The organism is Pseudomonas sp. NPDC087185 (assembly GCF_044744955.1).
Lineage (GTDB): Bacteria > Pseudomonadota > Gammaproteobacteria > Pseudomonadales > Pseudomonadaceae > Aquipseudomonas.
On the sequence record NZ_JBIUZK010000001.1, the window covers coordinates 347,065 to 372,479 of the forward strand.

Genomic DNA, 25,415 nt, shown 5'->3' on the forward strand with positions numbered 1-25,415 from the left:
TCCTAAGCGCCGGGCATTGTATGGGTACAACCTTATATTGCATGGGTAGCAATTCTGTGTGGATCCCGCAGCTCGTCGACGATGAACAACCCCGCTACCTGGCACTGGTCGATGCCATCGCCATGGCGATTGAACGCGGCGAACTCAAGGTCGGCGACCGCTTGCCACCGCAACGCCGCCTGGCCTGGAAGCTCGGCCTGAACCCGAGTACCACCCAGCAGGCCTACCGCGAAGCGGCCGCTCGCCACCTGGTGGCCGGGGAAGTCGGTCGCGGCACCTACGTGCTGGCCGGCAGCAATGAAGCGACCCTGTTTCATCTCAAGTACCAGGTCGGGCAAAAAACGCTGATCGACCTGTCGACCAACGTCCCTGTGGCCGATCCGCACAACCATGATCTGCACGACAGCCTGCGCAGCCTGCTGCAGCGGCACGATAGCGGCCTGCTCGATAATTACCTGGGCCCCGCGCAGTTGTTGTTGGGCCGCATCCATGGCGCGCAATGGCTGGCCAACCGCGGCCTGGCGCTTTCAGCGGACGATCTGTTGCTGTGCGGCGGAGCCCAGCAGGCACTGGCGCTGGCACTGCAGTCGTTCTGCCACGCCGGTGAGCCGGTGATGCTCGAAGCCCTGACCGCACCGGGCATCAAGGCGGCCTGCCGGCAACTGCGCCTGCCCGTGCATGGCGTGGCGCTCGACAGCCAGGGCTTGCAGCCAGAAGACCTGGACCGGGTCGCGCGCGCCAGCGGTGCCCGTGTGCTGGTCACCACGCCGACCCTGCACAACCCTACTGGCGCCTGCATGGATGACGCCCGGCGCGGGGCGATTGCGCAAGTGGTCAAACGCCTGGGGCTGCGGGTGATTGAAGATGACGTGTATGGCGCGCTCAGCAACCGGCCGCCGCTCTACCCGCTGTTGGGCGATCAAGGGGTCTTCATCAGCAGCCTGTCCAAGACCGTGGCCGCAGGGCTGCGACTGGGGTGGATCGTGGCCAGCCCAGGGTCGCTGGCACAGGTCGACCCGCACGCCCAGGCCAGCCACTGGCCCGTGTCGCCATTGAGCCTGCATGTCGCTTGCCAGTGGATCGATGACGGCACGGCGGCGCGGCGGCTGGCTTGGCAGCGTGAGGAAATTTCCGAGCGCTGGCGCCTGGCGCGCAAGCTGCTGGGTGACGGGATGCAAAACACAGGTCAGCCCTCACCCCACCTATGGCTGCCCACGCCGCAGGGTGCGGAGGGGGTGGTAAAGCGTTGCCGTGAGCAGGGTGTGGAAATCGTCCCGGCCAGTGTCTTCGCTATTGGCGCAAGTGAAGTGCAGGCCGTGCGTATCAGCCTGTCGGCGGCCAGTAGCCGGGCTGAACTGAAACGAGGCCTGGAAGTGGTGCGGCACGCCATGACGGGGCCATGAAGCGAGTGGGATGCAGCAGCCTCTTCACAACAGCCCGGCGCAAAGAGGCCACTGACGGAGACAATCAACCCTGCTGGCAACCTTCGCCCATGGCGCGGTACTGAATGGTGTGCACCTGGCCCTGATGGTCTTCATAGGTCATGGTCGCAGGCACCACTTCGCAGACATTGGGGATGGTCGACAGGTTGATCACCCGTTTGATATCCAGGTTCATGGTGTAGTCGTACTGCTGTGCCACAGGCTCGCTGGAGACGGGTTTGACCTCATCGGCAAAGGCGAACGAGGACATACCGACCAATGCAAGAATCAGTAAGGGTTTCATGGATGTTTGGCCTTTAAAGCAATCAAGCTGATCGATTGACTTCATATGCCGTCAATGGCGCGGAGAAGTTGTCATCAACTGCGAAGATGACACGAAGTACCGATCCCGCTTCGTCGTACTGCCAGGGGGAATAGGTGAAATTCTACTCTCGGCCTGCAATAGTTGAACCCTGAACTCGGACATTCACCCTTGCAGCTTTTGCAACAATCTGCGACAAAGCGAAGCGGTTTGAAGGCCTGAAAACACTGGGCTAGAGCTGCCGGCGACTGGAAATCCATGACTACCCTACTCTTCACTGCGCTCACCGACCTCGAACGAAGATTGTTAAATCATTTTTACAAACAGCACGGCTCGCGCATGCGCGCAGCCGGTGACGGTGAGTTGTGGGTGGCGCGCAGTGGCGAAGTCATTGCCGGCCTGAGCCTGAGCCCAGTCGCTGGCGGCCACTGGCTCACCGGCCTGCTGGTAGCGCCTCAGTGGCGCAGCCAGGGCGTGGCTGCGCGGCTGGTGGAAGCGGCATTGGCCCAGGCCCACGGCTGCACCTGGCTGTTCTGCCACCCTGACCTGCAGGCTTTCTACCAGCGCCTGGGCTTCACCACAGCGTGCGACCTGCCCGACGCTCTGGCCTCCCGCCTGGCGCGCTACCAGCGCAGCAAACGCCTGGTGGCACTGCTACGCGGTCAGTCGTCGCTGGGGTCCAAGCCCGGGAACAACACCTCGGTGTAACCGAATTTGGCGAAGTCCTGAATACGCGATGGGTACAGCCGCCCGATCAGGTGATCGCACTCGTGCTGCACCACCCGCGCATGGAAGCCGTCGGCGAAGCGGTTGAGCGGGTTGCCCTGCGGGTCGATGCCGGCATAACTGATGTGCTTGTAGCGTGGCACCACGCCGCGCAGGCCCGGCACCGACAGGCAGCCCTCCCAACCGTCTTCGACCTCGGTGGACAGCGGCGTGATCACCGGGTTGAGCAGGATGGTCTGCGGCACCGCCTCGGCATCCGGGTAGCGCTCGCTGCGCTCGAACCCAAAGATCACCAGTTGCAGGTCGATGCCGATCTGCGGCGCGGCCAGCCCCACGCCACCGACATGGCGCATGGTTTCGAACATGTCCTCGATCAACTGCTGCAACTCGGCACTGCCGATCAGGTGCTCTGGCACGGGTGGAGCGACGCGCAGCAGGCGCTCATCGCCCATCTTCAGGATGTCACGGATCATCGCGGATTCGGCTCGGAGGTTTGCGGCTCGACGGGGTGTTCATGGCCGAGCACAGTGAGGGTTTCCTTGGGTTTTTCGCCCTCGAAGTCCTTTTCGCCGGGGTTCTTGCCCTCGGCCGACATGTGCTCGATCACCGCATTCATCTCCGCCCCCAACAACAGCACGGCAGCGGAAATATAGAAATACAGCAACAGCACGATGATCGCACCGATGCTGCCATACATGGCGTTGTAGTCGGCGAAGGTCTTCACGTAGTAGGCAAAGCCCAGGGAGGCAATGATCCATACTACAACCGCCAGTACCGATCCTGGGGTAATGAAGCGAAATTTCTGCTTCACATCCGGCATCACGTAATAAATCAGCGCCACCGCGACCATCATCAGGATGATGATTGCCGGCCAGCGCAATATCGTCCATACCGTGACGATCACTTCCTGCATGCCGAACTGGGCGGCAATCCATTCCATCACCTGCGGCCCAAGCACCATCAGCGCTGCAGCCGCCAGTAACATACCGGCGATACCCACGGTGTAGAAGATCGACAGCGGAATGCGCTTCCACACCGGGCGGCCCTCAGGTACGTCATAGGCCGCGTTCATTGCGCTCATCATCAGGCGCACACCCGCCGAAGCGGTCCACAAGGCGATAACGATACCCACCGACAGCAGCCCGCCCTTGGATTGCTGCAATTGGTCGATAACCGGGTTGACCTGCTCCAGGGCCTGGGGCGGCAGCACCAGCTCCGACTGCAGGCGCAGCCAGGAAAAGAAGTCGGGGAGATGCAGAAAACCGATCAGGGCGATCAGAAACAGCAAGAACGGGAACAGCGAAAAAAGCATCTGGTAGGCCAGCGCGGAGGCATAGGTGGACATTTCGTCGTCAAGAAACTCTGTGACGGTGCGCACCAGCACGCGGTGCAGGGGCAGGCCGCGCAGGTTGGGAAAAATCATAGCGTCTCCTTTCGCCGCTTGATCAGTACAACAGAGGAGTCTAATAGACCACGCGACTGGTGTGCTGCTCCCTACCAGACTTTAAGAAAATGGCTACATAGCATTCGCGGGCAAACGCGCGCCTTCTGACGTGCGCCTGCCCGCGAAGAGGCCGAGAAGATCAACCGCACATCAAGGCTTTTTCACCGCATCTTTGACATTGCCCTTGATCTGCTGCGCCTCGCCCTTCAGTTCCTGGGCCTTGCCCTCGGCGCGCAGCTTGTCGTTGTCGGTCACCTTGCCAACACCTTGCTTGACGTTACCAATGGCTTCGTTGGCCAAGCCTTTCGCTTTGTCTTTAGTGCCGCTCATGGCGAATCTCCTGCAAATTGAGACACGTGAACCGTGTCGACAGAAGGTGGACCCAGCGCCTTCGCCAAGAGTTTCAATCAATTTGCCGGGTACAGGCCGAGCGGTAAATCTGCGGGCGAATACCGCACCAATCCGCCGCCCTGGCGCTGCACAATCCCTGCCGCAGCTCTAGAATCGCCGGCAAACGGCGACCCGACGAGGGTAGCCAGCTTATAAAAACAACAGTTTCCGGAAACCCGCCCATGCGTCTGATGCCTCTGCTCGCAGCCTTGCTGCCGCTGCTTCCCCTCTCTGCCCAGGCCGCTGCACCGGCCAGCGAAACCCTGAAGGTCGACCGCTACACCGACGATGGCCAGCCCGGCACCCTGCGGTGGGCGATCGAAACCAGCAACCAGAACCCCGGCCACTACCGCATCGACATCGCAGCAGTCGGCCAGGCGCCTTATGTCATCCGCCCGGCCCGTGCGCTGCCGGAAATCAAGGGCCCGGTGCGCATCACCGGGCTGCCCTGGGCGCGCGACGGCCAGTACATCGCCATCGACGGCTCCGGCTACATCAAGGACCAAGGTGTGCGCACCTGCCCTGGCGCCCTGCCCGGCCAGTTCGGCACCAACGTGCGCACCACCACCCACCCTGGGCTGGTGCTGCGCGACACCCAGGGCGTGCACCTGAGCGGCCTTGAAGTGCGCAACTTCTGCATCGGCATCCTGGTCAACCGCGCCAGCAACAACGTCATCGAAGACAACCGCATCGTCGCCAACAAGGGCGGTGCCGGCATCATGCTGACCGGCGACGACGGTGCCGGTAACCCGACCGCCACCACCACGAACAACAACAAGGTGCTGCGCAACCAGCTGATCGACAATGGCGATGGCCTGGAGCTGACACGCGGCGCGGCGTTCAACCTGGTGGCCGACAACCTGTTCCGCTCGACGCCCGCCAACCCGGAGCCGTCCCAGGGTATCGAGATCCTCCTGGGCAACGACAACAGCGTGGTGCGCAACCGCTTCGAGAACTATTCCGACGGCCTGCAGATCAACTGGGGCAAGCGCAACTACCTGGGCGCCAACACCTTCAGCGGCAACTCCATTGGCGTCAGCGTCACCGGCGAGGGCAACATCCTCGACGGCAACCTGATCCACGGCAACCGCATCGGTGTGGCCTTGCGCCCGGAGCCGGACGTCACCACTACCCGCCTCACCGGCAACCGCATCTGGGGCAACAGCCAGGACATCCGCCGCTGCGAGGCCGGTGGCTCGTGTGTGCCAGGCCAGCGTACCGGTGCCATCGTGTTCGGCGTGCCGGCCCAGGCCCATGCGCTGTATGTGGGCTCGCGCGGGGTCGGCGCGGACCTGCCGAAGAAAGACCAGGCGATCATCTGCGATGCCAAGGGCGAACCCAAACCGTGCCAGCCGCTGCCCAACCATAACCAACAGGCGCCACGGTTGCTGGGGCTGAACGGCAATGTGCTGCGTGGTGAGGTGCAGGGGCCGGCGTCGAGCCTGCTGCGGGTCGAGGTGTTTGGTAATGCCGAGGCTGAGGGGGCTGAAGCAGAGCAGTACCTGGGGGAGGTGCTGGTGAACAGCGATGCCAAGGGGCAGGCGCGGTTTGCGCAGGTGCTGGAAAATGCCGGAGGGATGCGCAGCTTTACTGCGACGGTCACTACCGCAGACGGCGCGACCTCCGAGTTGAGCCTGCCAGTTCGTCGGTGAGGCAACCGCCCCCTTCGCGGAACAAGCCCGCGAAGGGGGCGGCCAGGACAAAGCGGGCGGCATACCTTGCCCCGCTCCGTGCCACCCCTCACAATGCAGGCCTTTATAGCGTCACACCGCAGGAACCTGCATGAAACTCGACAAACCCGCCGCCATCGCCCGGCGCAACGAAGCGCTGACCAAGCCGGTGCTCACCAGTGCCAACACCCTGTTCGCCATCCTCGACCGCAAACGCAACCTGTGGTGGTTCGAGGTGCCGGTGGCGCTGCTGCGCAAAGGCCAGCCCGACTGGGTCAACCTGCTGCTGCACACCCCCGAAAGCGATGAACTGCAGCACCTCAAAGTGCCCACCAACTTCATCAAGGCCCATCAGGAGCAGATGGAAGTGCGCAACGCCGGCAAGCGCCGGTCGACCATCAGCCTGGCGCTGAGCGCCGACCGCGACTCGCTGCTGCGCGACACCCGTCCGGGCGGCGAGCAGCTGGATTTCAGCACCTTCGTGCAGGCCTGACCTCAGGTCCGCTCGATGCGATCGTCATGGATGACGATGCGGCCCTGCTTGAACAATGCGCCAATGGCTTTCTTGAAGTTGCCCTTGCTGACATTGAACAGGCGGCTGATCACTTCCGGGTCGCTCTTGTCGCACACCGGCAACACCCCACCTTCGGCTTCCAGGCGTTGCATGATCTGCTCAGGCAGGCCATCGGCCAACGCCTGGCCCACCGGCTGCAGGCTCAGGGCAATCTTGCCGTCATGGCGCACTTCCTTGATGAAACCCTTCTCATGCATGCCCGAACGCATGAATTTGAAGATCTCGTTCTTGTGGATCAGGCCCCAGTGACGGTTGTTGATGATCGCCTTGAAGCCCATCGGCGTCTCACCTGCCACCAGCAATTCGACCGGCTGGCCCACCGAGTAATCGGCCGGGGTACGGTCCAGGTAACGGTCCAGGCGTGAGGTGGCAGTGATGCGCCGGGTGCGCTTGTCGAGGTAGACGTGCACCACGCAGTAATCGCCGATCTTCAGCGGCCGCGCCTCTTCCGAGTATGGCATCAGCAGGTCCTTGGACAGGCCCCAGTCGAGGAAAATGCCCGCACCGTTGATGTCCTTGACCTTGAGGCTGGCGAACTCACCGACCTGCACCTTGGGCTTCTCGGTGGTGGCGATCAGCTGGTCTTCGCTGTCCAGGTAGATGAACACGTTCAGCCAGTCATCGACCTCGGTTTCGGCATTTTTCGGGATGTAGCGCCCGGGCAGCAGGATCTCGCCGTCGGGGCCGCCGTCCAGGTAAAGGCCGAACTCCACGTGTTTCACGATTTGCAAACTGTTGTAACGCCCAAGCAGAGCCATTTCCGATGTTCCTCAAGACAAGGCGGCTATTCTACACCTGAAGCCAGCGCGCCGCCCGACCGCTGATTCGGCGGAACCGTCGTCGCGCCCTTGCGTCTACCGAGTGGCCTGCCACTGCAAGGATCAGCACATGCCTCTACGTGTGTCTAAAGCCCTGTTCATCGCCACTGCCTTCGCCCTGGCGCTGGTAGCCTGCAACCGAATGGACCTGGCCTACCGCAACCTCGACCGGCTGGTGCCGTGGTCGCTCAGCGACTACCTGGCCATGAACCGCGAGCAGAAAACGCTGCTCGACGAACGGCTCAAGCAGCAGCTGGCCTGGCACTGCAAGACCCAACTGCCCGGCTACCTGGACTGGCTCGACCGCGTGCGTGACATGGTTGCCGAGGGCCAGGTGACCGACCAGGCCCTGCAGCAACGTACGGTCGAAGCCCGCCAGGCGATCGGCCGGGTTGCCGAAGCGATCACGCCTTCAGCCACCGAACTGCTGCGCGGCATGAGCGATGCGCAGGTCGCGCAAATGCGCGATGCGTTCCGTGACGACATCAGCGAGCGGCAAAAAAAGTATGCCCAGACCCCGCTTCCCAAACAGATCGCCCGCCGTGCTGAGCGCATGGAAAAACGTCTGACGCCCTGGTTCGGGGAACTCAGCGCGGCCCAGCGCCAACGCGTACAAGCCTGGTCACAGGCGCTAGGCGACCAGAACCGCCAGTCGATCGCCAACCGCGCGCACTGGCAGCAACAGCTGGTACTGGCCATGAACCAGCGCGGCGATGCCAGTTTCGAGCCGCGTCTGGCGCAACTGCTGCAGCGCAAGGAAAGCCTGTGGACCCCGGAATACCGCGTTGCCTTTCAAAGCAGCGAGGAGCAGACCCGCAACTTGTTGATCGACCTGCTGCAGCAGAGCAGCCCGGCGCAGCGCCAGTATCTGCGAGAGCGGCTGGCCAAGGTGCGCACAGACTTCAGTGAGCTCAAGTGTTTGAAGGGGTAAGCGGGTGAACCAGCCCCGCGAAGAGGCCGGCATTGCCCCACCCAATCACCGTCCCTTGCGCCGATACGGGAACACATCGATCACCTTGCCCTCACGGATCGACGCCTGCAGCCCCTTCCAGTAATCCGCGTCGTACAGTTCCCCATGCAACCGGCTGAATAAACGTCGCTGGCCCATATCGGCAAACAGAAACGGCGGAAATTCCTCGGGAAACACGTCATGCGGCCCGATCGAGTACCACGGTTCGCCCGACATCTCGTCCTCCGGGTAACGCGGCGGCGGGATGTGGCGGAAATTCACCTCGGTCAGGTAGCTGATCTCGTCATAGTCGTAGAACACCACCCGGCCATGCCGGGTAACTCCAAAATTCTTCAGCAACATATCGCCGGGGAAGATGTTCGCCGCCGCCAGCTGCTTGATGGCCAGGCCGTAATCTTCCAGCGCCTCCAGTACCTGGCTTTCGCTGGCCTGCTCCAGGTACAGGTTGAGCGGCGTCATGCGCCGCTCGGTCCAGCAGTGGCGGATCAGCACCGTATCGCCCTCCAGGGCCACGGTGGACGGCGCCACCTCCAGCAGCTCGGCCAGGCACTCAGGCTCGAACTTGCCCAGAGGAAAGCGAAAGTCGGCAAATTCCTGCGTATCGGCCAAGCGCCCGACACGGTCGACGCTCTTCACCAGGCGGTATTTGTCGATCACCGTCGCGCGATCAACGGTCTTGGACGGCGAAAAGCGGTCCTTGATGATCTTGAACACGGTGTTGAAGCCTGGCAGCGTGAACACACTCATGACCATGCCGCGCACCCCGGGGGCCATGATGAATCGGTCATCGCTGTTGGCCAGGTGGTTGATCAAGGCACGATAGAACTCCGACTTGCCGTGTTTGTAGAAGCCGATCGAGGTGTACAGCTCGGCAATGTGCTTGCCTGGCAGGATGCGCTTGAGGAAGTTGACGAACTCTGCCGGCACCGGCACATCGACCATGAAGTACGAACGGGTGAAGGAGAAGATGATCGACACTTCGGCCTCGTCGGTGATCAACGCATCGGCCTCGATGCCATGGTGTTCGCGGTGCAACAGCGGGATCACCAGCGGCCACTGCTCGTCGCTGTTGTACAGCCGGCCCACCAGGTAGGCGCCCTTGTTGCGGTACAGCACCGGCACGAACAGTTCCACGGCCAGGGCCGGGTCCTTGCACACCCAGTCGGGCAGGCATTCCTTGAGTTGCTGCTCCAGGCGAGACACGTCGCCGTCAAGGTCGCCGTAGGCAAATCCATAGTCGGCGAAGATCGCCCGCAGCAGCCCCTGCAGGCCACCGCACGGGGAATAGCTACGGGTCTGCGCCGCGCGCTGATGGCTACGTATCGACGGGCGGGTGGTGTGGATGAACATGCAGCCGTCGCTGATCTGGTCATGGCTGAACAGGCTGCAGAACAACGAGTTGTACCAGGTCTCTGACAGTTCATCGTCCAGGCGCGGGTCGATCAGGCGGATATAGGCACTTTTTACCAGCGGCCACTGCTCCACCTCCAGCAACACCTCGTCATCGAACGCATCACGCAGCCAGCCGTTGACCTCGCCGACCTTCTGTTCATACAGGTTGATCCGCGCGGCCGCCGCCCGCTGGATATCCTGCCAACGCGCCTGTTCGAAGCGCTCGCGGGCACCGAGGGTGATGCGGCGAAAATGCTCGCGGTAGTCGTCGAAGCCATCGAGGATCATCCGGGCGATCTCGCCGGCCGGCCAGTGCTGGGTCATGCAGGGCACCTCGGTGCGGGGTGAGATAGACAGCTTAGTCGCACTCGGCACTTTGAGCTGATACCCATGGCCCCGCGAAAGGGCCGGTACAGATTCACACCGCAAGAAAGGACAAGAACCCCTCGTCCACCATCACGTACACTCGCGCCCTGCCCTGTACCCGGAGACCACCGTGAGCCCCATCGCCCTAGCCCGCCTGCTGACCCTTGCCGCCGTCTGGGGGGCGAGCTTTCTGTTCATGCGCATCATCGCCCCCGAGCTGGGCACCGTGCCCACCGCCTTCTTTCGCGTGTCGATCGCCTGCCTGGGCCTGATCGCCATCCTCGCCGCTGCACGAGTGCGCTGGAACTTCGAGGGCAAGCTCGGCGCCTGCCTGGTGCTGGGCATGATCAACTCGGGCATCCCGGCCACCTTCTATTCGGTGGCGGCGCAGGTGCTGCCGGCCGGCTACTCGGCAATCTTCAACGCCACCACGCCACTGATGGGGGTGCTGATCGGCGCACTGTTCTTCCGTGAGGGGCTTACGCTACCCAAACTGTGCGGCATCTTCCTCGGCCTGTTCGGCGTCGGCATCCTCAGCGGCGCGGGCCCGGTCGCACTGGACATGGCGCTGCTGCAAGGCGCCCTGGCCTGCCTGGCAGCGACCACCTGTTACGGCTTCGCGGGCTTTCTGGCGCGGCGCTGGATCAGCGGCCTGGACAGCCGCCTCTCGGCGCTCGGCAGCATGCTCGGCGCCACGTTGCTGATGACGCCGCTGTTTACCTGGAGCGCACTGACTCAACCGCCCGCCAGCTGGGGCGGCTGGCAGGTATGGTTGTCGCTGCTGGGCCTGGGCCTTGTGTGCACGGCCTTCGCCTACATCCTGTACTTCCGCCTGCTGGCCGAGATCGGCCCGGTCAAGGCCAGTACCGTGACCTTCATGATCCCGGTGTTCGGCGTGCTATGGGGCGCCTGGCTGCTGGATGAATCGCTGTCAATGGGCCACCTGTATGGCGGCCTGCTGATCGCTGCCGCGCTGTGGCTCGTCCTCAAGCCGGCACGCCGCGTTCAGGCCTGATAACGTCCCTGCGGGAGCGGGTTAACCCGCGCAGAATGGCCCGCCGTTTCACCTGCGAAACCCCCACCTTTTGCGTTACCCAAAATGCCCAGCAACCACGCACGAATTCAAATTCATGCGCGGTTGCTGGGCATTTTCGTGCCATATAAAAAACCATGTTTCATATATAAAACAACATGCCATCACGCCTGAATTCACAACGTCTTAAAAAATAACAACTTTCTAATTATTTCAGAGAAATTTCCCGCCTGGCATTGTTCATGCACTAAACGGCGTATCACCTATAAAACAGACCAGAGAACATTCCCATGGCTGTGAAAGAGATGTACGCAATCGCCCCGCAATGGCATGAACCGCAGCGTCAGGACGCCACGACTGAAATCGAATTTCGCAACGTCGGCAAGGCCTTCCCGGCCAAAGGTCAAGCCGACGCGCCATTCGCCATCCGTGGTGTCAACTTCAAGATCCGTCGCGGCGAAGTGGTTTCCATCATCGGCCCTTCCGGCTGTGGCAAGAGCACCATTCTCAACATGGGTTCTGGCTTGTACCGCCCCACCGAAGGTGAGGTGCTGGTCAGCGGCGAAGCCGTCAACGGCCCGGTGCCGAAAGTCGCTTTCATGCTGCAGAAGGACCTGCTGATGCCATGGCGCAGCATCCGCCGCAACGTCGAGCTGGGCCTGGAGATCCAGGGCATGCCCGCTGCCCAGCGCAAGGTCATCGCCGAGGATCTGCTCAAGCGCTGCCACCTGCAAGGCTTCACCGACCACTACCCGTTCCAGCTGTCCGGCGGCATGCGCCAGCGCGCCGCACTGGCCCGCACCCTGGCGATCGACCCGCAGGTGCTGTTTCTGGACGAGCCATTCTCGGCCCTCGATGCGCAAACCAAGATGATCCTGCAACAGGACCTGGCGCAGATGCTGTTCGAGGAGAAGAAAACCGCCCTGTTCATCACCCACGACCTGGTAGAGGCCATCGCCCTGTCCGATCGCTTGCTGGTGATGAGCGCGCGCCCCGGCACGATCATCGAGGAAATCGAGATCGACCTGCCCCACCGCAACAACCCGCTGGAGCGCCGCAAGCTCCCGGAAATCGGCCCGCTCGCCGGCCGCCTGATGGATCTGCTGAAGGTCGGCGAAGACCTCGACCTGCACTGACCGACGCCCCACTCAAAACTCGGGAGTTAGCATGTTCACCACCTACCTCAAGCGCGTGGCACACACCACCCTGGCTGCTCTGGCGCTGAGCCTGGCCGCCCAGGCCCAGGCCGAGCCGACCAAGGTCACCTACCTGCTGCCTGCACCTCCCAGCCTGCCGGCGTTCGCGCCCTGGATCATCGCCAAGGAAAAGGGCTACTACCAAGCGCAGGACCTGGACCTGACCTTCATCGCTGCCAAGGGCGGTGTGGACGTTGCCAAGCAGATCGGCGCCGGCAACGCCCTGATCGGCGGTGCCATCGGCGACACGCCAATCATCGTGCGGCCCAACGGCATCCCGGTGCGCGCGGTGGCCGTGCTGGGTGGCGGTGGGGTGACCATGATCGCCACCAACGCCGGCGAGAACATCCAGTCGATCCAGCAGCTCAAGGGCAAGACCCTGACCGTGATGTCCTACTCCGACACCACCTACTACGCCCTGCTCGCGTCGCTGCGCAAGGCCGGGCTGAGCAAGGACGACGTGGACATCCAGGCCGCCGGCCCGTCGGGCGTATGGCAGCTGTTCTCGGCCAACAAGGCCCAGGCCATGGCCGGGGTGCCGGACTGGGTGGTCAACGCCGAAGACGCCGGGCTCAAGTACGCCCTCATCCCGCGTGAGCAAGTGTTCGAGAGCATGGCCCAGGCAATCCTCGCCTCCGACGACGCCATCGAGCACCACCCGCAGATAGTCCGCGGCGTGGTCCAGGCCACCCTGCGCGGCCTGCAGGACATCATCGACGACCCCAAAGCCGCTGCCGCCAGCTTTGCCCGCGCGGTCCCGGCCTACGCCAGCAAGGAAGCGTCGCTGGAGAAAACCCTGCGCCTGTACGTGGAGTACGTCTACGCCGGCCAGCCAGTACTCGGCCGCATCGACCCGGCGCGCCTCGACGCGGTGCGCACGTTCTACGTCAACGAGGGCATCGTCCCCCGCGAACCCAAGCTCGACGAGCTCTACAGCAACCAGTTCATCGAAACCCGCACCGCGGCCAAGTAACGGCCCGGCCATAACAAGGTAAACGCCCGATGAGAAACCTCAACCCTTCCGTGGCCGGCAGCGTCGCCCTGCTGGTCCTGTTCCTGGCGCTCTGGCAATGGGGCCCGGGGCTGGTCGGCATGCCCGAATTCGTCATGCCGCAACTGAGCCGCGTGGCCCAGGAAAGCCTGCTGATGTGGCACTCCGGCAACCTGCTCGAACACACCCTGATCACCGCCTTCGAGATCATCGTCGGCTTTGCCCTCGGCGCCCTGCTGGGTGTGGCCATCGGCGTGTCCCTGGGCCTGTCGCCCTCGGCCGAGGCGATGCTGTCGCCGTACATCCTGGCCCTGCAGATCGCGCCCAAGGTGGCCTTCGCCCCGCTGTTCGTGATGTGGCTGGGCTACACCATCTACCCGAAGATCCTCATCGCCATCCTGATCGTGTTCTTCCCGGTGATGATCAACGTGCTCTCGGCCATCCGCACCGTCGACCCGGACATGATCAACCTGGTGCGCACCATGAACGCCAGCCGTTGGCAGATCTTCCGCCTGGTGGAGTTCCCCTCGGCCATGGCCGCGCTGTTCTCCGGCCTGCGCATCGCCTCCACCCTGGCGGTGATCGGCGTCACCGTCGGCGAGCTGGTGGGCGGCAACCAGGGCCTGGGCTTCCTGCTGGTGGATGCCGAGGGCCAGGGCAACACCGCCGGAGTATTCGTCGCCATCGTCATGCTCACGCTGATCGGCGTGCTGGCTTACGGCGCCGTGGTCTGGGCCGAAAAGCGTGTCCTGCATTACCTCCCCAAAGCCATGCTGAGTAGCCAATGATGAGCAGCTTCGACAACCTTCTCGCAGGCCGCCGCGTGCTGGTCACCGGTGGCGCCCGCGGCCTGGGTTATGCCTTTGCCCAGGCCATCGCCCAGGCCGGCGCCCGGGTGGTGATCGCCGATGTACTCGCCGGCCGCGTGCAACAGGCCGCCTGCGAGCTGAGCGGCATGGGCCTGGATGTCAGCGGGGTCAGCCTGGACCTGGCCGACCCCGCCTCGATCGACGCCTGCATCGAACGAACGGTCAAGCGCCTGGGCGGCCTCGACGGCCTGGTCAACAACGCCTCGATCACCAACTCCGGTGGCAAGAGCTGCGAGGAGCTGGACATCGAAACCTGGGACCAGGTCATGCAAGTCAACGTGCGCGGCACCTGGCTGATGACCCGCGCCGCCCTGCCGGCCCTGCGTGAAAGCGGCCGGGGCGCAGTGATCAACCTGGCCTCCGACACCCCGCTGTGGGGCGCACCCAACCTGCTGGCCTACGTCGCCAGCAAGGGCGCGGTGATCGCCATGACCCGCAGCCTGGCCCGCGAGCTGGGCAACGCCAACATCACCGTCAACGCCATCGCTCCCGGGCTGGTGCTGGTCGAGGCCACCGCCTACGTGCCCGAGGCCCGCCACCGCCTGTACACCGAACAACGGGCCATCCAGCGCCCGCAACTGCCCGACGACGTCAGTGGCGCGGTGCTGTTCGCCCTGTCCGACCTGTCGCGCTTCATCACTGGACAAACCCTGCCGGTCAACGGCGGGTTCGTCATGCCCTGAGCAAAGGAGAATCCCATGACCGACCTTTCCCAACAGCAAGACGCCCCGAAATCCTGGGACCGCCCGGCCAACGCCGACCTCGCCAGCTGGATGCAGACCCGCATCGCCCGCTACGAGACCCGCCGCTACGACTGGGACGCGCTGAAGTTTCAGGCCGACTACGACCCCAAGTTCCGCCGCGCGCAGATGCGTTACGTGGGCACCGGCGGCACCGGGGTTGGCAGTGACATGAACACCATCGCGTCCGAGCACTTCACCTTCTCCACCATGGTCATCCCGGCCGGCCACGAAGGCCCGCCCCACCTGCACACCGACGTCGAAGAAGTGTTCTTCGTGCTGCGCGGCAAGCTCAAGGTGGTCATCGAAAAGGATGGCGAGCGCTTCGAGACCATCCTTACCGACCGCGACCTGATCTCGGTGCCGCCCGGGGTGTACCGCGAAGAGATCAACGTGGGCGACGAAGACGCGCTGATGTGCGTGATGCTCGGCGCCAAGAAGCCGGTGACCCCGACCTACCCGCCAGCGCACCCGCTGGCGTCGATCAAGCGCGGGTAAACCGATGATGCCGATCACCCCCGTCCCTGCGCTGCTCGCGCAACTCGACCCGCGCTTCGCCGACCGCCTGCTGCGCGTAGGCCAAGGCCAGCAGGCTGTGCGCGAAGCCGGCAGCGGCGACGCCATCGTGCTGCTGCACGGCATCGGCTCGGGCGCGGCCAGCTGGTTGCAGGTGGCCTTGGGCTTGAGCGAGCGGGCACGGGTGATCGCCTGGGACGCCCCGGGCTATGGCCAGTCCACACCACTGCCGATGGCCGCGCCTGATGCCCGCGACTACGCCGGGCGCCTGCTGCAGACGCTCGACGCCCTGGCCATCGAGCGCTGCGTGCTGGTCGGCCATTCGCTCGGCGCGCTGACCGCCGCCGCGTTTGCCCAAGCCCACCCGGGCCGCGTCAGCCGCCTGGTGCTGGTCAGCCCGGCACGCGGTTACGGGGCGCAGCCCGAGCAAGGCCAGGCCGTACGCAGCAAGCGCCTGCACAGCCTGGAGCACATGGGCATCGAACAGATGGCCCGTGAACGCAGCGCGCACCTGTTGTCCGCCAGCGCCAGCAACGAGGCGCGGGCCTGGGTGCAGTGGAACATGGGGCGGTTGCTGCCGCACGGCTACCGCCAGGCCATCGAGCTGCTGTGCGGTGACCACCTGTTGCGTTACGCGCCGCTGGCGGTGCCCTGCGAAGTGCACGGCGGCAGCGCCGACGGCATCACCCGCGCCGACGACTGCCGGGCCCTGGCCGATGCCCTGGGCGCGCCTTTCAAGCTGATACCCGGCGCCGGCCATGCCTGCGCCATCGAACAACCCGACACGGTGACGGGCCTGCTGGCCCGCGCCCTGGACGCCTCTCTCACAGGTAGCGTGCTATGAACGATATGGATCCGTTGAAGGAAAACCAGGACAAGTACATTGTCCCGGGCCTGGAACGCGGCCTGCTGCTGCTGTGCGAATTCAGCCGGCAGAACCGCACCTTGACCGCCCCCGAGCTGGCCCGGCGCCTCTCGCTGCCGCGCTCGACCATCTTCCGCCTGCTGACCACCCTGGAAACCATGGGTTTCGTCACCCGCAGCGGCAACGAGTACCGCCTGGGGATGTCGGTGCTGCGCCTGGGCTTCGAGTACCTGGCCTCGCTGGAGCTGACCGAGCTCGGCCAGCCACTGCTGGCACGCCTGTGCGACCACCTCAACTACCCGAGCAACCTGGTGGTGCGCGACGGCCGCTCGATCGTCTACGTGGCCAAGGTCTCGCCGCCGTCGGTGTTCTCCAGCGCCGTCACCGTCGGCACCCGCCTGCCGGCCCATGCCACGGTGCTGGGGCGCATCCTGCTGGCCGACCTGAGCCTCAGCGAGTTGCGCGAGCTGTACCCCGAAGAGCACCTGGAGCAGTTTTCGCCGTGCACGCCGAAGACCGTGCTGGAGCTGTTCGACCTGGTCCAGGCCGACCGCCTGCGTGGCTATGTCAGCGGCGAAGGGTTCTTCGAATCGACCATCTCCACCGTCGCCGCCCCCGTGCGCGATGCCAGCGGCCAGGTGGTCGCCGCGCTCGGCCTGACCATCCCGACCGTGCAAATTGGCCACGTCAATTTCGACAACCTGCTGGGCCAGGTACGGGGCAGCGCCGATGAGCTGTCGCGGCTGCTCAACTACACCCCCAACGCAGGCCACGGCCGCGTCACTGCGCTGATGAGGGACTGAAATGAACCCCTATCAACTTCACGACAGTACAGTGATCGTCACCGGTGGCTCATCTGGCATCGGCTACGCCTGCGTCGAACTGTTGCTCGAAGCCGGCGCCCGCGTGGCCTTCTGCGGACGCAACGAAGACCGCCTGCGCAGCGCCGAAGCGCGGCTGCGCGAACGCTTCCCCGAGGCGCGCCTGCTGGCCCTGGTGTGCGACGTGCTTGACGCCGAGTCGGTACAGGCCTTTGCCGCCGCCACCCTGGCCGCGCTCGGCCCGGCCCAGGTGCTGGTCAACAACGCCGGCCAAGGCCGCGTGTCGACCTTCGCCAGCACCACCGACGAAGCCTGGCACGACGAACTGCAGCTCAAGTTCTTCTCGGTCATCCACCCGGTGCGCGCGTACATGGCGCAGCTGCAAGGCCAGGCCAATGCCTCGATCGTCTGCGTCAACTCGCTGCTGGCCAGCCAGCCCGAACCGCACATGGTCGCCACTTCGGCCGCCCGTGCGGGGCTGAAGAACCTGGTGCGCTCGATGGCTTTCGAATTCGCCGAACACGGCATCCGGGTCAACGGCATCCTCATCGGCCTGGTCGAGTCGGGCCAATGGCGCCGCCGCTTCGAGGCCCGTGAAGAGCGCGAGCTGGACTGGCCGCAATGGACCGCGAAGCTTGCGCAACGCAAACAAATCCCCCTGGGCCGCCTTGGCCTGCCGAAGGAAGCGGCGCAGGCGATCCTGTTCCTCGCCTCGCCCCTGTCGGCCTACACCACTGGCAGTCATATCGATGTATCCGGAGGCCTGTCCCGCCATGCGTAACGAAAACACTGTCACCGTCGGTGCCGTCATCACCGCGTTTCTCGAGCAATGCGACGTCAAGGCGGCGTTCGGCGTGATCTCGATCCACAACATGCCGATCCTCGATGCCTTCGCCGTGCGCGGCAACATCCGTTTCGTCATGGCCCGCGGTGAAGCCGGGGCAACCAACATGGCCGATGCCTACGCCCGCAGCAGCGGTGGCCTGGGCGTGTGCCTGACCTCCACCGGCACCGCCGCCGGCAACGCCGCCGGGGCGATGGTCGAAGCTCTCACCGCCGGCACCCCGCTGCTGCACATCACCGGGCAGATCGAAACGCCATACCTGGACCAGGAGCTGGCTTACATCCACGAAGCGCGCGACCAGCTGACCATGCTCAAGGCCGTGTCCAAGGCGGCCTTCCGCGTGCGCAGCGTGGAGACCGCACTGAGCACCCTGAAGCTGGCCGTGCAGACTGCCCTGACCGCGCCCACCGGCCCGGTCAGCGTGGAGATCCCGATCGACATCCAGTCGGCCTTCATCCCCATGCCGACCGACCTGTCGCCGCTGCCGATCCCGGTCGCCGCACCTGCCGCCGAAGCCCTCGACCTGGTCGCCGAACGCCTGGCCAGCGCCACCCGGCCACTGCTGTGGCTGGGCGGCGGTGCTCGACATGCCGGCGCGCAGGTCAAGCGCCTGCTCGACATGGGCGTCGGCGTGATCACCTCGACCCAGGGCCGCGGCGTGGTCAACGAAGACGACGCACGCTGCCTGGGCGCGTTCTCGCAGAACAAGCTGGTCGAAGGCTTCATGCAGACCTGTGATGCGCTGGTGGTGGCCGGCTCGCGCCTGCGCAGCAACGAGACCTTCAAGTACGCCCTGAAGCTGCCGCGCACCACCCTGCGCATCGACGTCAACCCGGCCATCGAAGGCCGCAGCTACCCCAGCGACCTGTTCATCTGCGGCGATGCCGCGCTGGCGCTGGAAGGCCTGGCCGACCGCCTGCAGGGCCGCCTGAACCTCGACCCGAACTTCCTGCCCGAGCTCAAGGCCGTGCGCGAGCAAGCCCGCAAGCAACTGGTGGCCGACCTTGGCCCGTACTCGGCACTGGTCGAACAACTGCAGGCACAAACCGGGCGCAACTTCACCTGGGTGCGCGACGTGACGTTGTCCAACAGCATCTGGGGCAACCGCCTGCTGAACCTCTACCACCCGCTCTCTGGCGTGCACGCGCTCGGCGGCGGTATCGGCCAAGGCCTGGCGATGGGCATCGGCGCGGCCGTGGCGGCGGCGCAAACAGCACCCGGGCGCAAGGTGTTCGCCCTCGCCGGTGACGGTGGCTTCATCCTCAACCTCGGTGAACTGGCGACCCTGGTGCAGGAGAAAGCCAACGTGGTCATCCTGCTGATGAACGACCAGCGCTACGGCGTGATCCGTAACATCCAGGACGCCATCTACGGCGCCCGCCACGCCTACGTCGAACTGCATACGCCGGACTACAGCAAGCTCGCCGAATCCCTCGGCCTGCGCCACGGCCGGGTCAGCGACCTGAAACACTTCGGCACTGTGCTCGACGGCGCGCAGGGCGAACCAGGGCCGTTCCTGCTGGAAGTGGACATGCTCAGCGTCGGCGGCTTCGCCACCCAGTTCGCCGGCCCGCCCAACAGCGAAACCAAGGCGCAGAAGGCCACGGCCTGAGGACCCCGCCATGTTGCATATCACCATGATCGGCTGCGGCGCCATTGGCGTTGGTGTGCTGGAACTGCTGGAGCAAGATCCGCAGCTGTGCGTCGATGCGGTGATCGCCTCGGCCGGCTCCGAAGACCTGGTGCGCCAGCGCCTGGCCAGCTTCGGCCAGCCACCGCGGGTGCTCACCACCCTGCCCGCCGATGCACGCCCCGACCTGCTGGTCGAGTGCGCCGGGCACAAGGCCATCGAGGAACACGTGCTGCCGGCGCTGGAGCGCGGCATTGCCTGCCTGATCGTCTCGGTCGGCGCGCTGTCCGAGCCCGGCCTGGTCGAACGCCTGGAAGCCGCTGCGGCGCGCGGCAACACGCGCATCGAACTGTTGCCGGGCGCCATTGGCGGCATCGACGCCCTGTCGGCAGCCAAGGTCGGCGGGCTGGATGCGGTCACCTATACCGGCCGCAAACCGGCGCAGGCCTGGAAGAACACTCCGGCCGAGCAGGTGTGCACGCTGGACAGCCTCAGCGAAGCCACGGTGATCTTCGACGGCAGCGCCCGAGAAGCGGCGCGGCTCTACCCAAAGAACGCCAACGTCGCGGCCACCCTGTCGCTGGCCGGGCTTGGCCTGGACCGCACCCGCGTGACCCTGATCGCCGACCCGCACAGCGAAGAGAACGTGCACCAGGTCGACGCCCGCGGCGCCTTTGGCCGCTTCGAGATGAGCCTGCGCGGCAAGCCGCTGGCAGCCAACCCGAAGACCTCGGCGCTGACCGTCTACAGCGTGGTGCGCGCCCTTGGCAACCACGCCCATGCCATTTCCATCTAGGGGACTGCCAATGACACTGGAACAGACCTTACCCATTTGTATTGCCGGCACCTGGCGCCTGGGCGGCGGTGAGCGCTACGCCACCTGCTACCCCGCTACCGGCGAGCCGGTGGCCTGGCTCAATGCGGCCAGCCTGGACGATGTCGAAGCCGCCGTGCAGGGCGCCCACCAGGCGTACTTGCACAGCGGCTGGGCCCAGCGCAAACCGCATGAGCGCGCCGCCGTGCTGTACCGCATTGCCGAGCTGATCCGCGCGCGCGCCGAGGAGCTGGCGCAGTTGCAGCGCCAGGACAACGGCAAACCGATCAACGAGACCCGCGCCCTGGTCGCCAGCGCGGCGGGCACCTTCCAGTTTTTCGCCGCCGCCTGCGAAACACTGGAAGAAACCATCACCCCGTCACGCGGCGATTTCGTCAGCATGAGCGTGTACGAACCGATGGGCGTGGTCGCGGCGATCACCCCGTGGAACTCGCCGATCGCCAGCGAGGCGCAAAAGGTTGCCCCAGCCCTGGCCGGCGGCAATGCGGTGGTGATCAAACCGGCGGAAATCACCCCGTTGCTGGCCCTGCAACTGGCGCGCATCTGCGAAGACGCCGGGCTGCCCAAGGGCTTGATCAGCGTGCTGCCGGGCAAGGGTTCGCTGCTGGGTGATGCCTTGACCCGCCACCCGCTGGTCAAGCGGGTGTCGTTTACCGGCGGCACCCGCACCGGCAAGCACATCGCCCATATCGCCGCCGACAAGATGATGCCGGTGTCGCTGGAGCTGGGCGGCAAGTCGCCGACCATCGTCCTTGAAGACGCCGACCTGGACCATGCCGTGGCCGGTGTGCTGTATGGCATCTTCAGCTCGTCGGGCGAAGCGTGCATCGCAGGTTCGCGGCTGTTCGTCGCCCGCGCCCTGTACGAGCCGTTCATGGCTCGCCTGACCGCCGCCGCCGCGCAACTGCGCCTGGGCGACCCGGCCGACGAGCGCACGCAGATGGGCCCGCTGATCAGCGCCGGCCACCGCGAATCGGTGGAGCGCTATGTGGCCCTGGGCCTGGCCGAAGGCGGCCGCCTGCGCCTGGGCGGCGAGCGCCCGAGCGGTGGCCTGTTCGACCGGGGCTACTTCTACCCGCCGACCATCCTCGAAGGCCTGGGCAACCACCAGCAGGTGTGCCAGGAAGAAATCTTCGGCCCGGTGCTGGTGGCCATGCCGTTCGACAGCGAGGACGCGTTGCTGGCCCAGGCCAACGACAGCCTCTACGCGCTGGCCGCCGGCATCTGGAGCCGCGACTACAAACGCGCCTGGGCGCTGGGCCGCAAGCTGCAGGCCGGCACGGTGTGGATCAACACCTACAAACAGTTTTCCATCTCGACGCCCTTCGGCGGCTGGCGTGACAGTGGCCTGGGCCGCGAAAAAGGCCGCCTGGGCATCCTGCAGTACATGGAACAGAAGAGCCTCTACTGGGGCATGAACCAACAACCGCTGGCCTGGGCCGGCGTGGAGGCAGGGCAATGAGCGTACTGGGCATCGACGAAGTCACCTATGGCGTGGAGGACCTCGCCACCTGCGCGCGCTTCTTCGCCGACTGGGGGCTGAACAACGTCAGCGAGCAGGCCGACGAGGTGGTCTTCGAAACCCTCAACGGCTGCCGCGTGGTGCTGGCCGCCATCGACAAACCCGGCCTGCCGCCGGCCATCGAACCCGGCTCGACCGTGCGCGAAGTGGTGTGGGGCGTCGAAAGCCAGGCGGACCTGGCGCTGTACAGCCAGCGCATCGCCAACGACCCGGGTTTTTTCGAAGGCAACGGCCGCATCGGTTGCACCGACCCCAACGGCCTGGCGATCCGCCTGCAGGTCACCCGCAAGCGTGCGCTGGAGATCGAGTGCAGCGGCCACAACACCTGGCAGACCAAAGGCCGGATCAACAAGCCCGCGCCGGTCTACGAGCGCGCCACCCCCATCGAAGTGGGCCACGTGGTGTTCTTCGTCAAGGATGTGAATGCCTGCGAAGCCTTCTACCACGAGCGTTTCGGCTTCCAGGCCTCCGACCGCTACCCCAACCGCGGCGCCTTCCTGCGCACTGCCGAGGAAGGCGGCCACCACGACCTGTTCATGCTGCAGCTGCCGGCCCCACGCGCCGGGCTCAACCACGTGGCCTTCACCGTACGTGACCTGCACGAAGTGTTCGGCGGCGGCATGCACATCTCCCGCTGCGGCTGGGCCACCGAAATCGGCCCGGGCCGCCACCCGGTGTCGTCGGCGTTCTTCTGGTACTTCAAGAACCCTGCTGGCGCCCTGGTCGAGTACTACGCCGACGAAGACCAGCTGACCGGCGACTGGCAGCCTCGCGAGTTCGAGCCCGGCCCCACGGTATTCGCCGAATGGGCGATCGCCGGCGGCATCGACGGCAACACCCGGCGCCAGCAGCACGCCGAAGCGCCGCAAGGCAAATTCCTCACCGACAAACCCAAGAACAACTGAGGCCGACTCCATGAGCACATCCGAGGTTTACCTGCAGCCGCACCAGGCCCGCAAACGCCCCAATACGCCGTTTGAGGACCTGCTCGGCGACTCGATCGAACGCGCCTACGGCAATGGTGTGAGCGAACTGGGCGAATTGATCGCGCACCTGAACCTGGCCGGCCCGCCCTGCCCGCTGAACAGCGGTGAATGGACCGAAGACACTTTCAAAACCCTGATGGCACGGCTGGGCGAATGACCCGCCGGAGGTAGAACAAGATGAACATGCAGATCACCGTCGACCCTGTTGAAAACCACCTGGCCAACGGCCTGAAAGACCTCTGGTTCCCGGTTTTACCGTCGCAGCTGCTCGGCGAAAAACCCGTCTCGATTCGCCGCCTGGGCTACAAAATCGCCCTGTGGCGCGATAACGACGGTAGCGTCCACGCCCTCGAAGACCACTGCCCGCACCGCGGTGCGCCGCTGTCCCAGGGGCCGGTGCTGGGTGACCGCCTGCAGTGCCCGTACCACGGCGTCGAAGTGCGCTGTGACGGCACCGTGACCAAAGTGCCCGGCAGCCCCGGCTGCAAGCTCGAAGGCAGCCGCCCGACGCGGATGTTCCACACCCGCGAAGCCGCCGGCGCAATCTTCCTGTTCAACGCCACCGAACCGAACCTGGACACACCGCCCGAGCTGGTGCTGCCCGAACAGCTGAGCTCGCCCGAGTGGAGCAGCTTCCTCTGCTACACCGAGTGGAAAGGCGATTACCGCTACGTGCTCGACAACGTCATGGACCCGATGCACGGCACCTACCTGCACAAGATGTCGCACTCCATGAGCGAGGGCGAAGCCACTGCCAAGTTCGTCACCCGCGATACCGACCAGGGCTTCTTCTTCGAGAAGGAAGGCCAGCGCGGGGTCAACTTCGACTGGACCGAATTCCTCGACAACGGCTGCCATTGGCTGCGCCTGGAAATCCCCTACCCGAAGACCGGTGGCCCGGGCGGCAACTTCTCGATCGTCGCCAGCTACACCCCTAGCAGCCGCGCCCTGTCCGCAGTCTTTCACTGGCGCACCCGGCGGCTGAGCGGCTGGCAGCGCGACACCTGGCGCTTCCTCTACAAGAACCGCCTGGAAGCGCGCCACTGGGCGGTGCTGGAGCAGGACCGGGTGTTGCTGGAATTCATGGAATTCGACGCCAACCAACGCGAAAACCTCTACCAGCACGACCTGGGCGTGGTGCGCCTGCGCCGCTACCTGAAGGGCAAGGCCAAGGAACAGCTGGCTTTGATCGAAACCCGGCAACTGGCCTGAACTGAGGTGACCGATGTCCAACTCCTCCACCATCAGTGCGCGGGTGCACACCCTGCGCCATGAAGCCGAAGGCATCATCAGCGTCGAGCTGCGCCCGTGGGGCGATACGGTGTTCACGCCGTTCGAGGCCGGCTCGCACATCGACCTGCACCTGCCCAACGGCCTGGTGCGCAGCTACTCGCTGCTGAACGCGCCGAGCGACCAGGGCCGTTATGTGGTCGGCATCCTGCGTGACCGCGCCAGCCGCGGGGGCTCGCGCTATGTTCACGAGCAACTGCGGGTGGGCACGCAGCTGCAGATCTCCCAGCCGCGCAACAACTTCGCCCTCGACACCCGCGCCGGCCACAGCGTGCTGGTGGCGGGCGGCATCGGCATCACGCCGATCTACTGCATGTTCCGCCAGCTGCTGGCACTGGGGCGTTCGGCCGAGCTGATCTACTGTGCCCGCTCGCGCGCCGAGGCGGCCTTGGTTGAAGAGATCGGCGGGCTGGGTGCGAAGGTGCTGTACCACTTCAACGACGAGAAAGGCGGCCTGCCGGACCTGGCCGGTTACCTGGCCGGGCGCCCTGCCGACACGCACTTCTACTGCTGCGGGCCAACGCCGATGCTCGATGCCTTCGAGCAGGCCTGCGAACGCCTGGGCTACCCGCACGCGCATATCGAGCGGTTCACCGCTGCCGAAGTGGCACCGTCGGAAGACGCCCAGGACAGTTACAGCGTCGAGCTGAGCAAGTCGGGCAGGACGGTCAGTGTCGAGCCTGGGTTGAACCTGCTGGATGTGCTGCTCGAAGCGGGTTGCGATATCGAGTACAGCTGCCGCGAGGGGGTGTGCGGCTCGTGTGAGACTCGGGTACTGGAAGGGGATGTGGACCACCGCGATGGGGTGCTGACCAAGGCTGAGCGGGCGGCGAACACATCGATGATGGTGTGTGTTTCCGGGTGCAAGAGCCGGCGGTTGGTGCTTGATCTGTGAAGTGAATGATTGGCTCACGCGTAATGTTGACCGGCCCCAGAGGCCGGTTTTTTTCAGCCTGGATTTGTCCTCTTCAGTCGGGCCTCATCGCCGGCTTGCCGGCGATGAGGCCCGAACTGATACACCAAAGGCAAAATAGTGCACCGCTGCACAATGACTGGGCATAACAGTAACCAAACTTCCAGCCTGTTCCAGATACGGCACAAATCCAGCCGTTTCAAATATAAATAATTGTTTTAGCTGAACATTTTATTTAATTGAAAGTTTGGCACAGAACCTGCTCCATTCC

27 protein-coding genes are annotated in these 25,415 nt (G+C 64.8%); 21 read left to right on the forward strand and 6 right to left on the reverse strand.

Features of this window, described 5'->3' with window-relative positions:
* Positions 1 to 41 precede the first annotated feature (41 nt).
* Positions 42 to 1,403, forward strand: coding sequence for a PLP-dependent aminotransferase family protein (locus ACIPIJ_RS01555; protein ID WP_401072067.1), 1,362 nt, complete (start codon positions 42 to 44; stop codon positions 1,401 to 1,403).
* Positions 1,404 to 1,467: 64 nt separating this feature from the next.
* Here the strand turns inward: ACIPIJ_RS01555 and ACIPIJ_RS01560 are convergent, their stop codons facing one another.
* On the reverse strand, positions 1,468 to 1,725 hold the full coding sequence (locus ACIPIJ_RS01560; protein WP_401072069.1) for a DUF2790 domain-containing protein: 258 nt from the start codon (positions 1,723 to 1,725) through the stop codon (positions 1,468 to 1,470).
* Between the two features lie 276 nt (positions 1,726 to 2,001).
* On the opposite strand from ACIPIJ_RS01560, the gene ACIPIJ_RS01565 reads away from it, so the two are divergent.
* Complete coding sequence (locus ACIPIJ_RS01565) at positions 2,002 to 2,451, forward strand: GNAT family N-acetyltransferase (protein WP_401072071.1); 450 nt, start codon at positions 2,002 to 2,004, stop codon at positions 2,449 to 2,451.
* On the opposite strand, the gene def is transcribed toward ACIPIJ_RS01565, so the two are convergent.
* From def to ACIPIJ_RS01580, 3 genes are all read right to left on the reverse strand, one after another.
* Positions 2,406 to 2,942, reverse strand: coding sequence for a peptide deformylase (gene def / locus ACIPIJ_RS01570; protein ID WP_401072073.1), 537 nt, complete (start codon positions 2,940 to 2,942; stop codon positions 2,406 to 2,408). The two genes, ACIPIJ_RS01565 and def, sit on opposite strands and share 46 nt — an antisense overlap.
* On the reverse strand, positions 2,939 to 3,892 hold the full coding sequence (locus ACIPIJ_RS01575; protein ID WP_401072075.1) for a YihY/virulence factor BrkB family protein: 954 nt from the start codon (positions 3,890 to 3,892) through the stop codon (positions 2,939 to 2,941). The genes def and ACIPIJ_RS01575 overlap by 4 nt, the downstream gene beginning before the upstream one ends.
* 171 nt (positions 3,893 to 4,063) lie before the next feature.
* On the reverse strand, positions 4,064 to 4,243 hold the full coding sequence (locus tag ACIPIJ_RS01580) for a CsbD family protein (RefSeq protein ID WP_003254639.1): 180 nt from the start codon (positions 4,241 to 4,243) through the stop codon (positions 4,064 to 4,066).
* Positions 4,244 to 4,485: 242 nt separating this feature from the next.
* Here ACIPIJ_RS01580 and ACIPIJ_RS01585 point away from each other — a divergent pair, with 242 nt between their 5' ends.
* On the forward strand, positions 4,486 to 5,955 hold the full coding sequence (locus ACIPIJ_RS01585) for a nitrous oxide reductase family maturation protein NosD (RefSeq protein ID WP_401072077.1): 1,470 nt from the start codon (positions 4,486 to 4,488) through the stop codon (positions 5,953 to 5,955).
* Between the two features lie 130 nt (positions 5,956 to 6,085).
* The gene (locus ACIPIJ_RS01590) at positions 6,086 to 6,466 is read left to right on the forward strand and encodes a hypothetical protein (RefSeq protein ID WP_401072079.1); all 381 of its coding nucleotides are present in this window, start codon (positions 6,086 to 6,088) and stop codon (positions 6,464 to 6,466) included.
* A gap of 2 nt (positions 6,467 to 6,468) precedes the next feature.
* Here ACIPIJ_RS01590 and ACIPIJ_RS01595 read toward each other — a convergent pair whose 3' ends face one another.
* Positions 6,469 to 7,305, reverse strand: coding sequence for a S1 RNA-binding domain-containing protein (locus tag ACIPIJ_RS01595; protein WP_401072080.1), 837 nt, complete (start codon positions 7,303 to 7,305; stop codon positions 6,469 to 6,471).
* A 130-nt stretch (positions 7,306 to 7,435) separates the two neighbouring features.
* Between ACIPIJ_RS01595 and ACIPIJ_RS01600 the strand changes: the two genes are divergently transcribed.
* Entirely contained in the window at positions 7,436 to 8,296 is an 861-nt protein-coding gene (locus ACIPIJ_RS01600) for a DUF6279 family lipoprotein (protein WP_401072082.1), read from the forward strand.
* Positions 8,297 to 8,341: 45 nt separating this feature from the next.
* Here ACIPIJ_RS01600 and aceK read toward each other — a convergent pair whose 3' ends face one another.
* Entirely contained in the window at positions 8,342 to 10,051 is a 1,710-nt protein-coding gene (gene aceK, locus ACIPIJ_RS01605) for a bifunctional isocitrate dehydrogenase kinase/phosphatase (protein WP_401072084.1), read from the reverse strand.
* Positions 10,052 to 10,223: 172 nt separating this feature from the next.
* On the opposite strand from aceK, the gene ACIPIJ_RS01610 reads away from it, so the two are divergent.
* From ACIPIJ_RS01610 to ACIPIJ_RS01685, 16 genes are all read left to right on the forward strand, one after another.
* Entirely contained in the window at positions 10,224 to 11,108 is an 885-nt protein-coding gene (locus ACIPIJ_RS01610) for a DMT family transporter (protein WP_401072086.1), read from the forward strand.
* Between the two features lie 308 nt (positions 11,109 to 11,416).
* Entirely contained in the window at positions 11,417 to 12,262 is an 846-nt protein-coding gene (locus tag ACIPIJ_RS01615; RefSeq protein WP_401072088.1) for an ABC transporter ATP-binding protein, read from the forward strand.
* Between the two features lie 31 nt (positions 12,263 to 12,293).
* Positions 12,294 to 13,295 carry an ABC transporter substrate-binding protein gene (locus tag ACIPIJ_RS01620; RefSeq protein WP_401072090.1) on the forward strand — a complete coding sequence of 334 codons (1,002 nt, stop codon included), beginning with the start codon at positions 12,294 to 12,296 and terminating at the stop codon, positions 13,293 to 13,295.
* 29 nt (positions 13,296 to 13,324) lie between these two features.
* Positions 13,325 to 14,101 carry an ABC transporter permease gene (locus ACIPIJ_RS01625; RefSeq protein WP_401072092.1) on the forward strand — a complete coding sequence of 259 codons (777 nt, stop codon included), beginning with the start codon at positions 13,325 to 13,327 and terminating at the stop codon, positions 14,099 to 14,101.
* Entirely contained in the window at positions 14,101 to 14,865 is a 765-nt protein-coding gene (locus tag ACIPIJ_RS01630; protein WP_401072094.1) for an SDR family oxidoreductase, read from the forward strand. Before ACIPIJ_RS01625 ends, ACIPIJ_RS01630 begins: the two co-directional genes overlap by 1 nt.
* Before the next feature lie 15 nt (positions 14,866 to 14,880).
* Positions 14,881 to 15,420, forward strand: coding sequence for a cupin domain-containing protein (locus ACIPIJ_RS01635; protein ID WP_401072096.1), 540 nt, complete (start codon positions 14,881 to 14,883; stop codon positions 15,418 to 15,420).
* A 4-nt stretch (positions 15,421 to 15,424) separates the two neighbouring features.
* The gene (locus ACIPIJ_RS01640; RefSeq protein WP_401072098.1) at positions 15,425 to 16,282 is read left to right on the forward strand and encodes an alpha/beta fold hydrolase; all 858 of its coding nucleotides are present in this window, start codon (positions 15,425 to 15,427) and stop codon (positions 16,280 to 16,282) included.
* Positions 16,283 to 16,287: 5 nt separating this feature from the next.
* A complete protein-coding gene (locus tag ACIPIJ_RS01645; RefSeq protein ID WP_401073394.1) occupies positions 16,288 to 17,106 on the forward strand; it encodes an IclR family transcriptional regulator in 819 nt (272 codons plus the stop codon).
* Position 17,107: 1 nt separating this feature from the next.
* Positions 17,108 to 17,905: an SDR family oxidoreductase gene (locus ACIPIJ_RS01650; protein WP_401072100.1), complete on the forward strand. Its 798-nt coding sequence runs from the start codon at positions 17,108 to 17,110 to the stop codon at positions 17,903 to 17,905.
* Positions 17,898 to 19,580 (forward strand): thiamine pyrophosphate-binding protein, encoded by a 1,683-nt coding sequence (locus tag ACIPIJ_RS01655; RefSeq protein WP_401072102.1) that lies wholly within the window; start codon positions 17,898 to 17,900, stop codon positions 19,578 to 19,580. Before ACIPIJ_RS01650 ends, ACIPIJ_RS01655 begins: the two co-directional genes overlap by 8 nt.
* A gap of 10 nt (positions 19,581 to 19,590) precedes the next feature.
* Positions 19,591 to 20,394: an aspartate dehydrogenase gene (locus ACIPIJ_RS01660; RefSeq protein WP_401072103.1), complete on the forward strand. Its 804-nt coding sequence runs from the start codon at positions 19,591 to 19,593 to the stop codon at positions 20,392 to 20,394.
* A gap of 10 nt (positions 20,395 to 20,404) precedes the next feature.
* A complete protein-coding gene (locus ACIPIJ_RS01665) occupies positions 20,405 to 21,895 on the forward strand; it encodes an aldehyde dehydrogenase (RefSeq protein ID WP_401072105.1) in 1,491 nt (496 codons plus the stop codon).
* Complete coding sequence (locus ACIPIJ_RS01670; RefSeq protein WP_401072107.1) at positions 21,892 to 22,860, forward strand: VOC family protein; 969 nt, start codon at positions 21,892 to 21,894, stop codon at positions 22,858 to 22,860. The genes ACIPIJ_RS01665 and ACIPIJ_RS01670 overlap by 4 nt, the downstream gene beginning before the upstream one ends.
* 10 nt (positions 22,861 to 22,870) lie before the next feature.
* The gene (locus tag ACIPIJ_RS01675) at positions 22,871 to 23,098 is read left to right on the forward strand and encodes a recombinase-like helix-turn-helix domain-containing protein (RefSeq protein WP_401072109.1); all 228 of its coding nucleotides are present in this window, start codon (positions 22,871 to 22,873) and stop codon (positions 23,096 to 23,098) included.
* Positions 23,099 to 23,118: 20 nt separating this feature from the next.
* Positions 23,119 to 24,153, forward strand: coding sequence for a Rieske 2Fe-2S domain-containing protein (locus ACIPIJ_RS01680; protein WP_401072111.1), 1,035 nt, complete (start codon positions 23,119 to 23,121; stop codon positions 24,151 to 24,153).
* A gap of 13 nt (positions 24,154 to 24,166) precedes the next feature.
* Positions 24,167 to 25,126: a PDR/VanB family oxidoreductase gene (locus ACIPIJ_RS01685; RefSeq protein ID WP_401072113.1), complete on the forward strand. Its 960-nt coding sequence runs from the start codon at positions 24,167 to 24,169 to the stop codon at positions 25,124 to 25,126.
* Positions 25,127 to 25,415: the final 289 nt, after the last annotated feature.

Bases quoted from the DNA above. Each gene is read 5' to 3' on its own strand.
- ACIPIJ_RS01555 (WP_401072067.1), top strand. From the start codon at position 42: ATGGGTAGCAATTCTGTGTGGATCCCGCAGCTCGTCGACGATGAACAA.
- ACIPIJ_RS01560 (WP_401072069.1), bottom strand. From the start codon at position 1,725: ATGAAACCCTTACTGATTCTTGCATTGGTCGGTATGTCCTCGTTCGCC.
- ACIPIJ_RS01565 (WP_401072071.1), top strand. From the start codon at position 2,002: ATGACTACCCTACTCTTCACTGCGCTCACCGACCTCGAACGAAGATTG.
- def (WP_401072073.1), bottom strand. From the start codon at position 2,942: ATGATCCGTGACATCCTGAAGATGGGCGATGAGCGCCTGCTGCGCGTC.
- ACIPIJ_RS01575 (WP_401072075.1), bottom strand. From the start codon at position 3,892: ATGATTTTTCCCAACCTGCGCGGCCTGCCCCTGCACCGCGTGCTGGTG.
- ACIPIJ_RS01580 (WP_003254639.1), bottom strand. From the start codon at position 4,243: ATGAGCGGCACTAAAGACAAAGCGAAAGGCTTGGCCAACGAAGCCATT.
- ACIPIJ_RS01585 (WP_401072077.1), top strand. From the start codon at position 4,486: ATGCGTCTGATGCCTCTGCTCGCAGCCTTGCTGCCGCTGCTTCCCCTC.
- ACIPIJ_RS01590 (WP_401072079.1), top strand. From the start codon at position 6,086: ATGAAACTCGACAAACCCGCCGCCATCGCCCGGCGCAACGAAGCGCTG.
- ACIPIJ_RS01595 (WP_401072080.1), bottom strand. From the start codon at position 7,305: ATGGCTCTGCTTGGGCGTTACAACAGTTTGCAAATCGTGAAACACGTG.
- ACIPIJ_RS01600 (WP_401072082.1), top strand. From the start codon at position 7,436: ATGCCTCTACGTGTGTCTAAAGCCCTGTTCATCGCCACTGCCTTCGCC.
- aceK (WP_401072084.1), bottom strand. From the start codon at position 10,051: ATGACCCAGCACTGGCCGGCCGGCGAGATCGCCCGGATGATCCTCGAT.
- ACIPIJ_RS01615 (WP_401072088.1), top strand. From the start codon at position 11,417: ATGGCTGTGAAAGAGATGTACGCAATCGCCCCGCAATGGCATGAACCG.
- ACIPIJ_RS01620 (WP_401072090.1), top strand. From the start codon at position 12,294: ATGTTCACCACCTACCTCAAGCGCGTGGCACACACCACCCTGGCTGCT.
- ACIPIJ_RS01625 (WP_401072092.1), top strand. From the start codon at position 13,325: ATGAGAAACCTCAACCCTTCCGTGGCCGGCAGCGTCGCCCTGCTGGTC.
- ACIPIJ_RS01630 (WP_401072094.1), top strand. From the start codon at position 14,101: ATGAGCAGCTTCGACAACCTTCTCGCAGGCCGCCGCGTGCTGGTCACC.
- ACIPIJ_RS01635 (WP_401072096.1), top strand. From the start codon at position 14,881: ATGACCGACCTTTCCCAACAGCAAGACGCCCCGAAATCCTGGGACCGC.
- ACIPIJ_RS01640 (WP_401072098.1), top strand. From the start codon at position 15,425: ATGATGCCGATCACCCCCGTCCCTGCGCTGCTCGCGCAACTCGACCCG.
- ACIPIJ_RS01645 (WP_401073394.1), top strand. From the start codon at position 16,288: ATGGATCCGTTGAAGGAAAACCAGGACAAGTACATTGTCCCGGGCCTG.
- ACIPIJ_RS01650 (WP_401072100.1), top strand. From the start codon at position 17,108: ATGAACCCCTATCAACTTCACGACAGTACAGTGATCGTCACCGGTGGC.
- ACIPIJ_RS01655 (WP_401072102.1), top strand. From the start codon at position 17,898: ATGCGTAACGAAAACACTGTCACCGTCGGTGCCGTCATCACCGCGTTT.
- ACIPIJ_RS01660 (WP_401072103.1), top strand. From the start codon at position 19,591: ATGTTGCATATCACCATGATCGGCTGCGGCGCCATTGGCGTTGGTGTG.
- ACIPIJ_RS01665 (WP_401072105.1), top strand. From the start codon at position 20,405: ATGACACTGGAACAGACCTTACCCATTTGTATTGCCGGCACCTGGCGC.
- ACIPIJ_RS01670 (WP_401072107.1), top strand. From the start codon at position 21,892: ATGAGCGTACTGGGCATCGACGAAGTCACCTATGGCGTGGAGGACCTC.
- ACIPIJ_RS01675 (WP_401072109.1), top strand. From the start codon at position 22,871: ATGAGCACATCCGAGGTTTACCTGCAGCCGCACCAGGCCCGCAAACGC.
- ACIPIJ_RS01680 (WP_401072111.1), top strand. From the start codon at position 23,119: ATGAACATGCAGATCACCGTCGACCCTGTTGAAAACCACCTGGCCAAC.
- ACIPIJ_RS01685 (WP_401072113.1), top strand. From the start codon at position 24,167: ATGTCCAACTCCTCCACCATCAGTGCGCGGGTGCACACCCTGCGCCAT.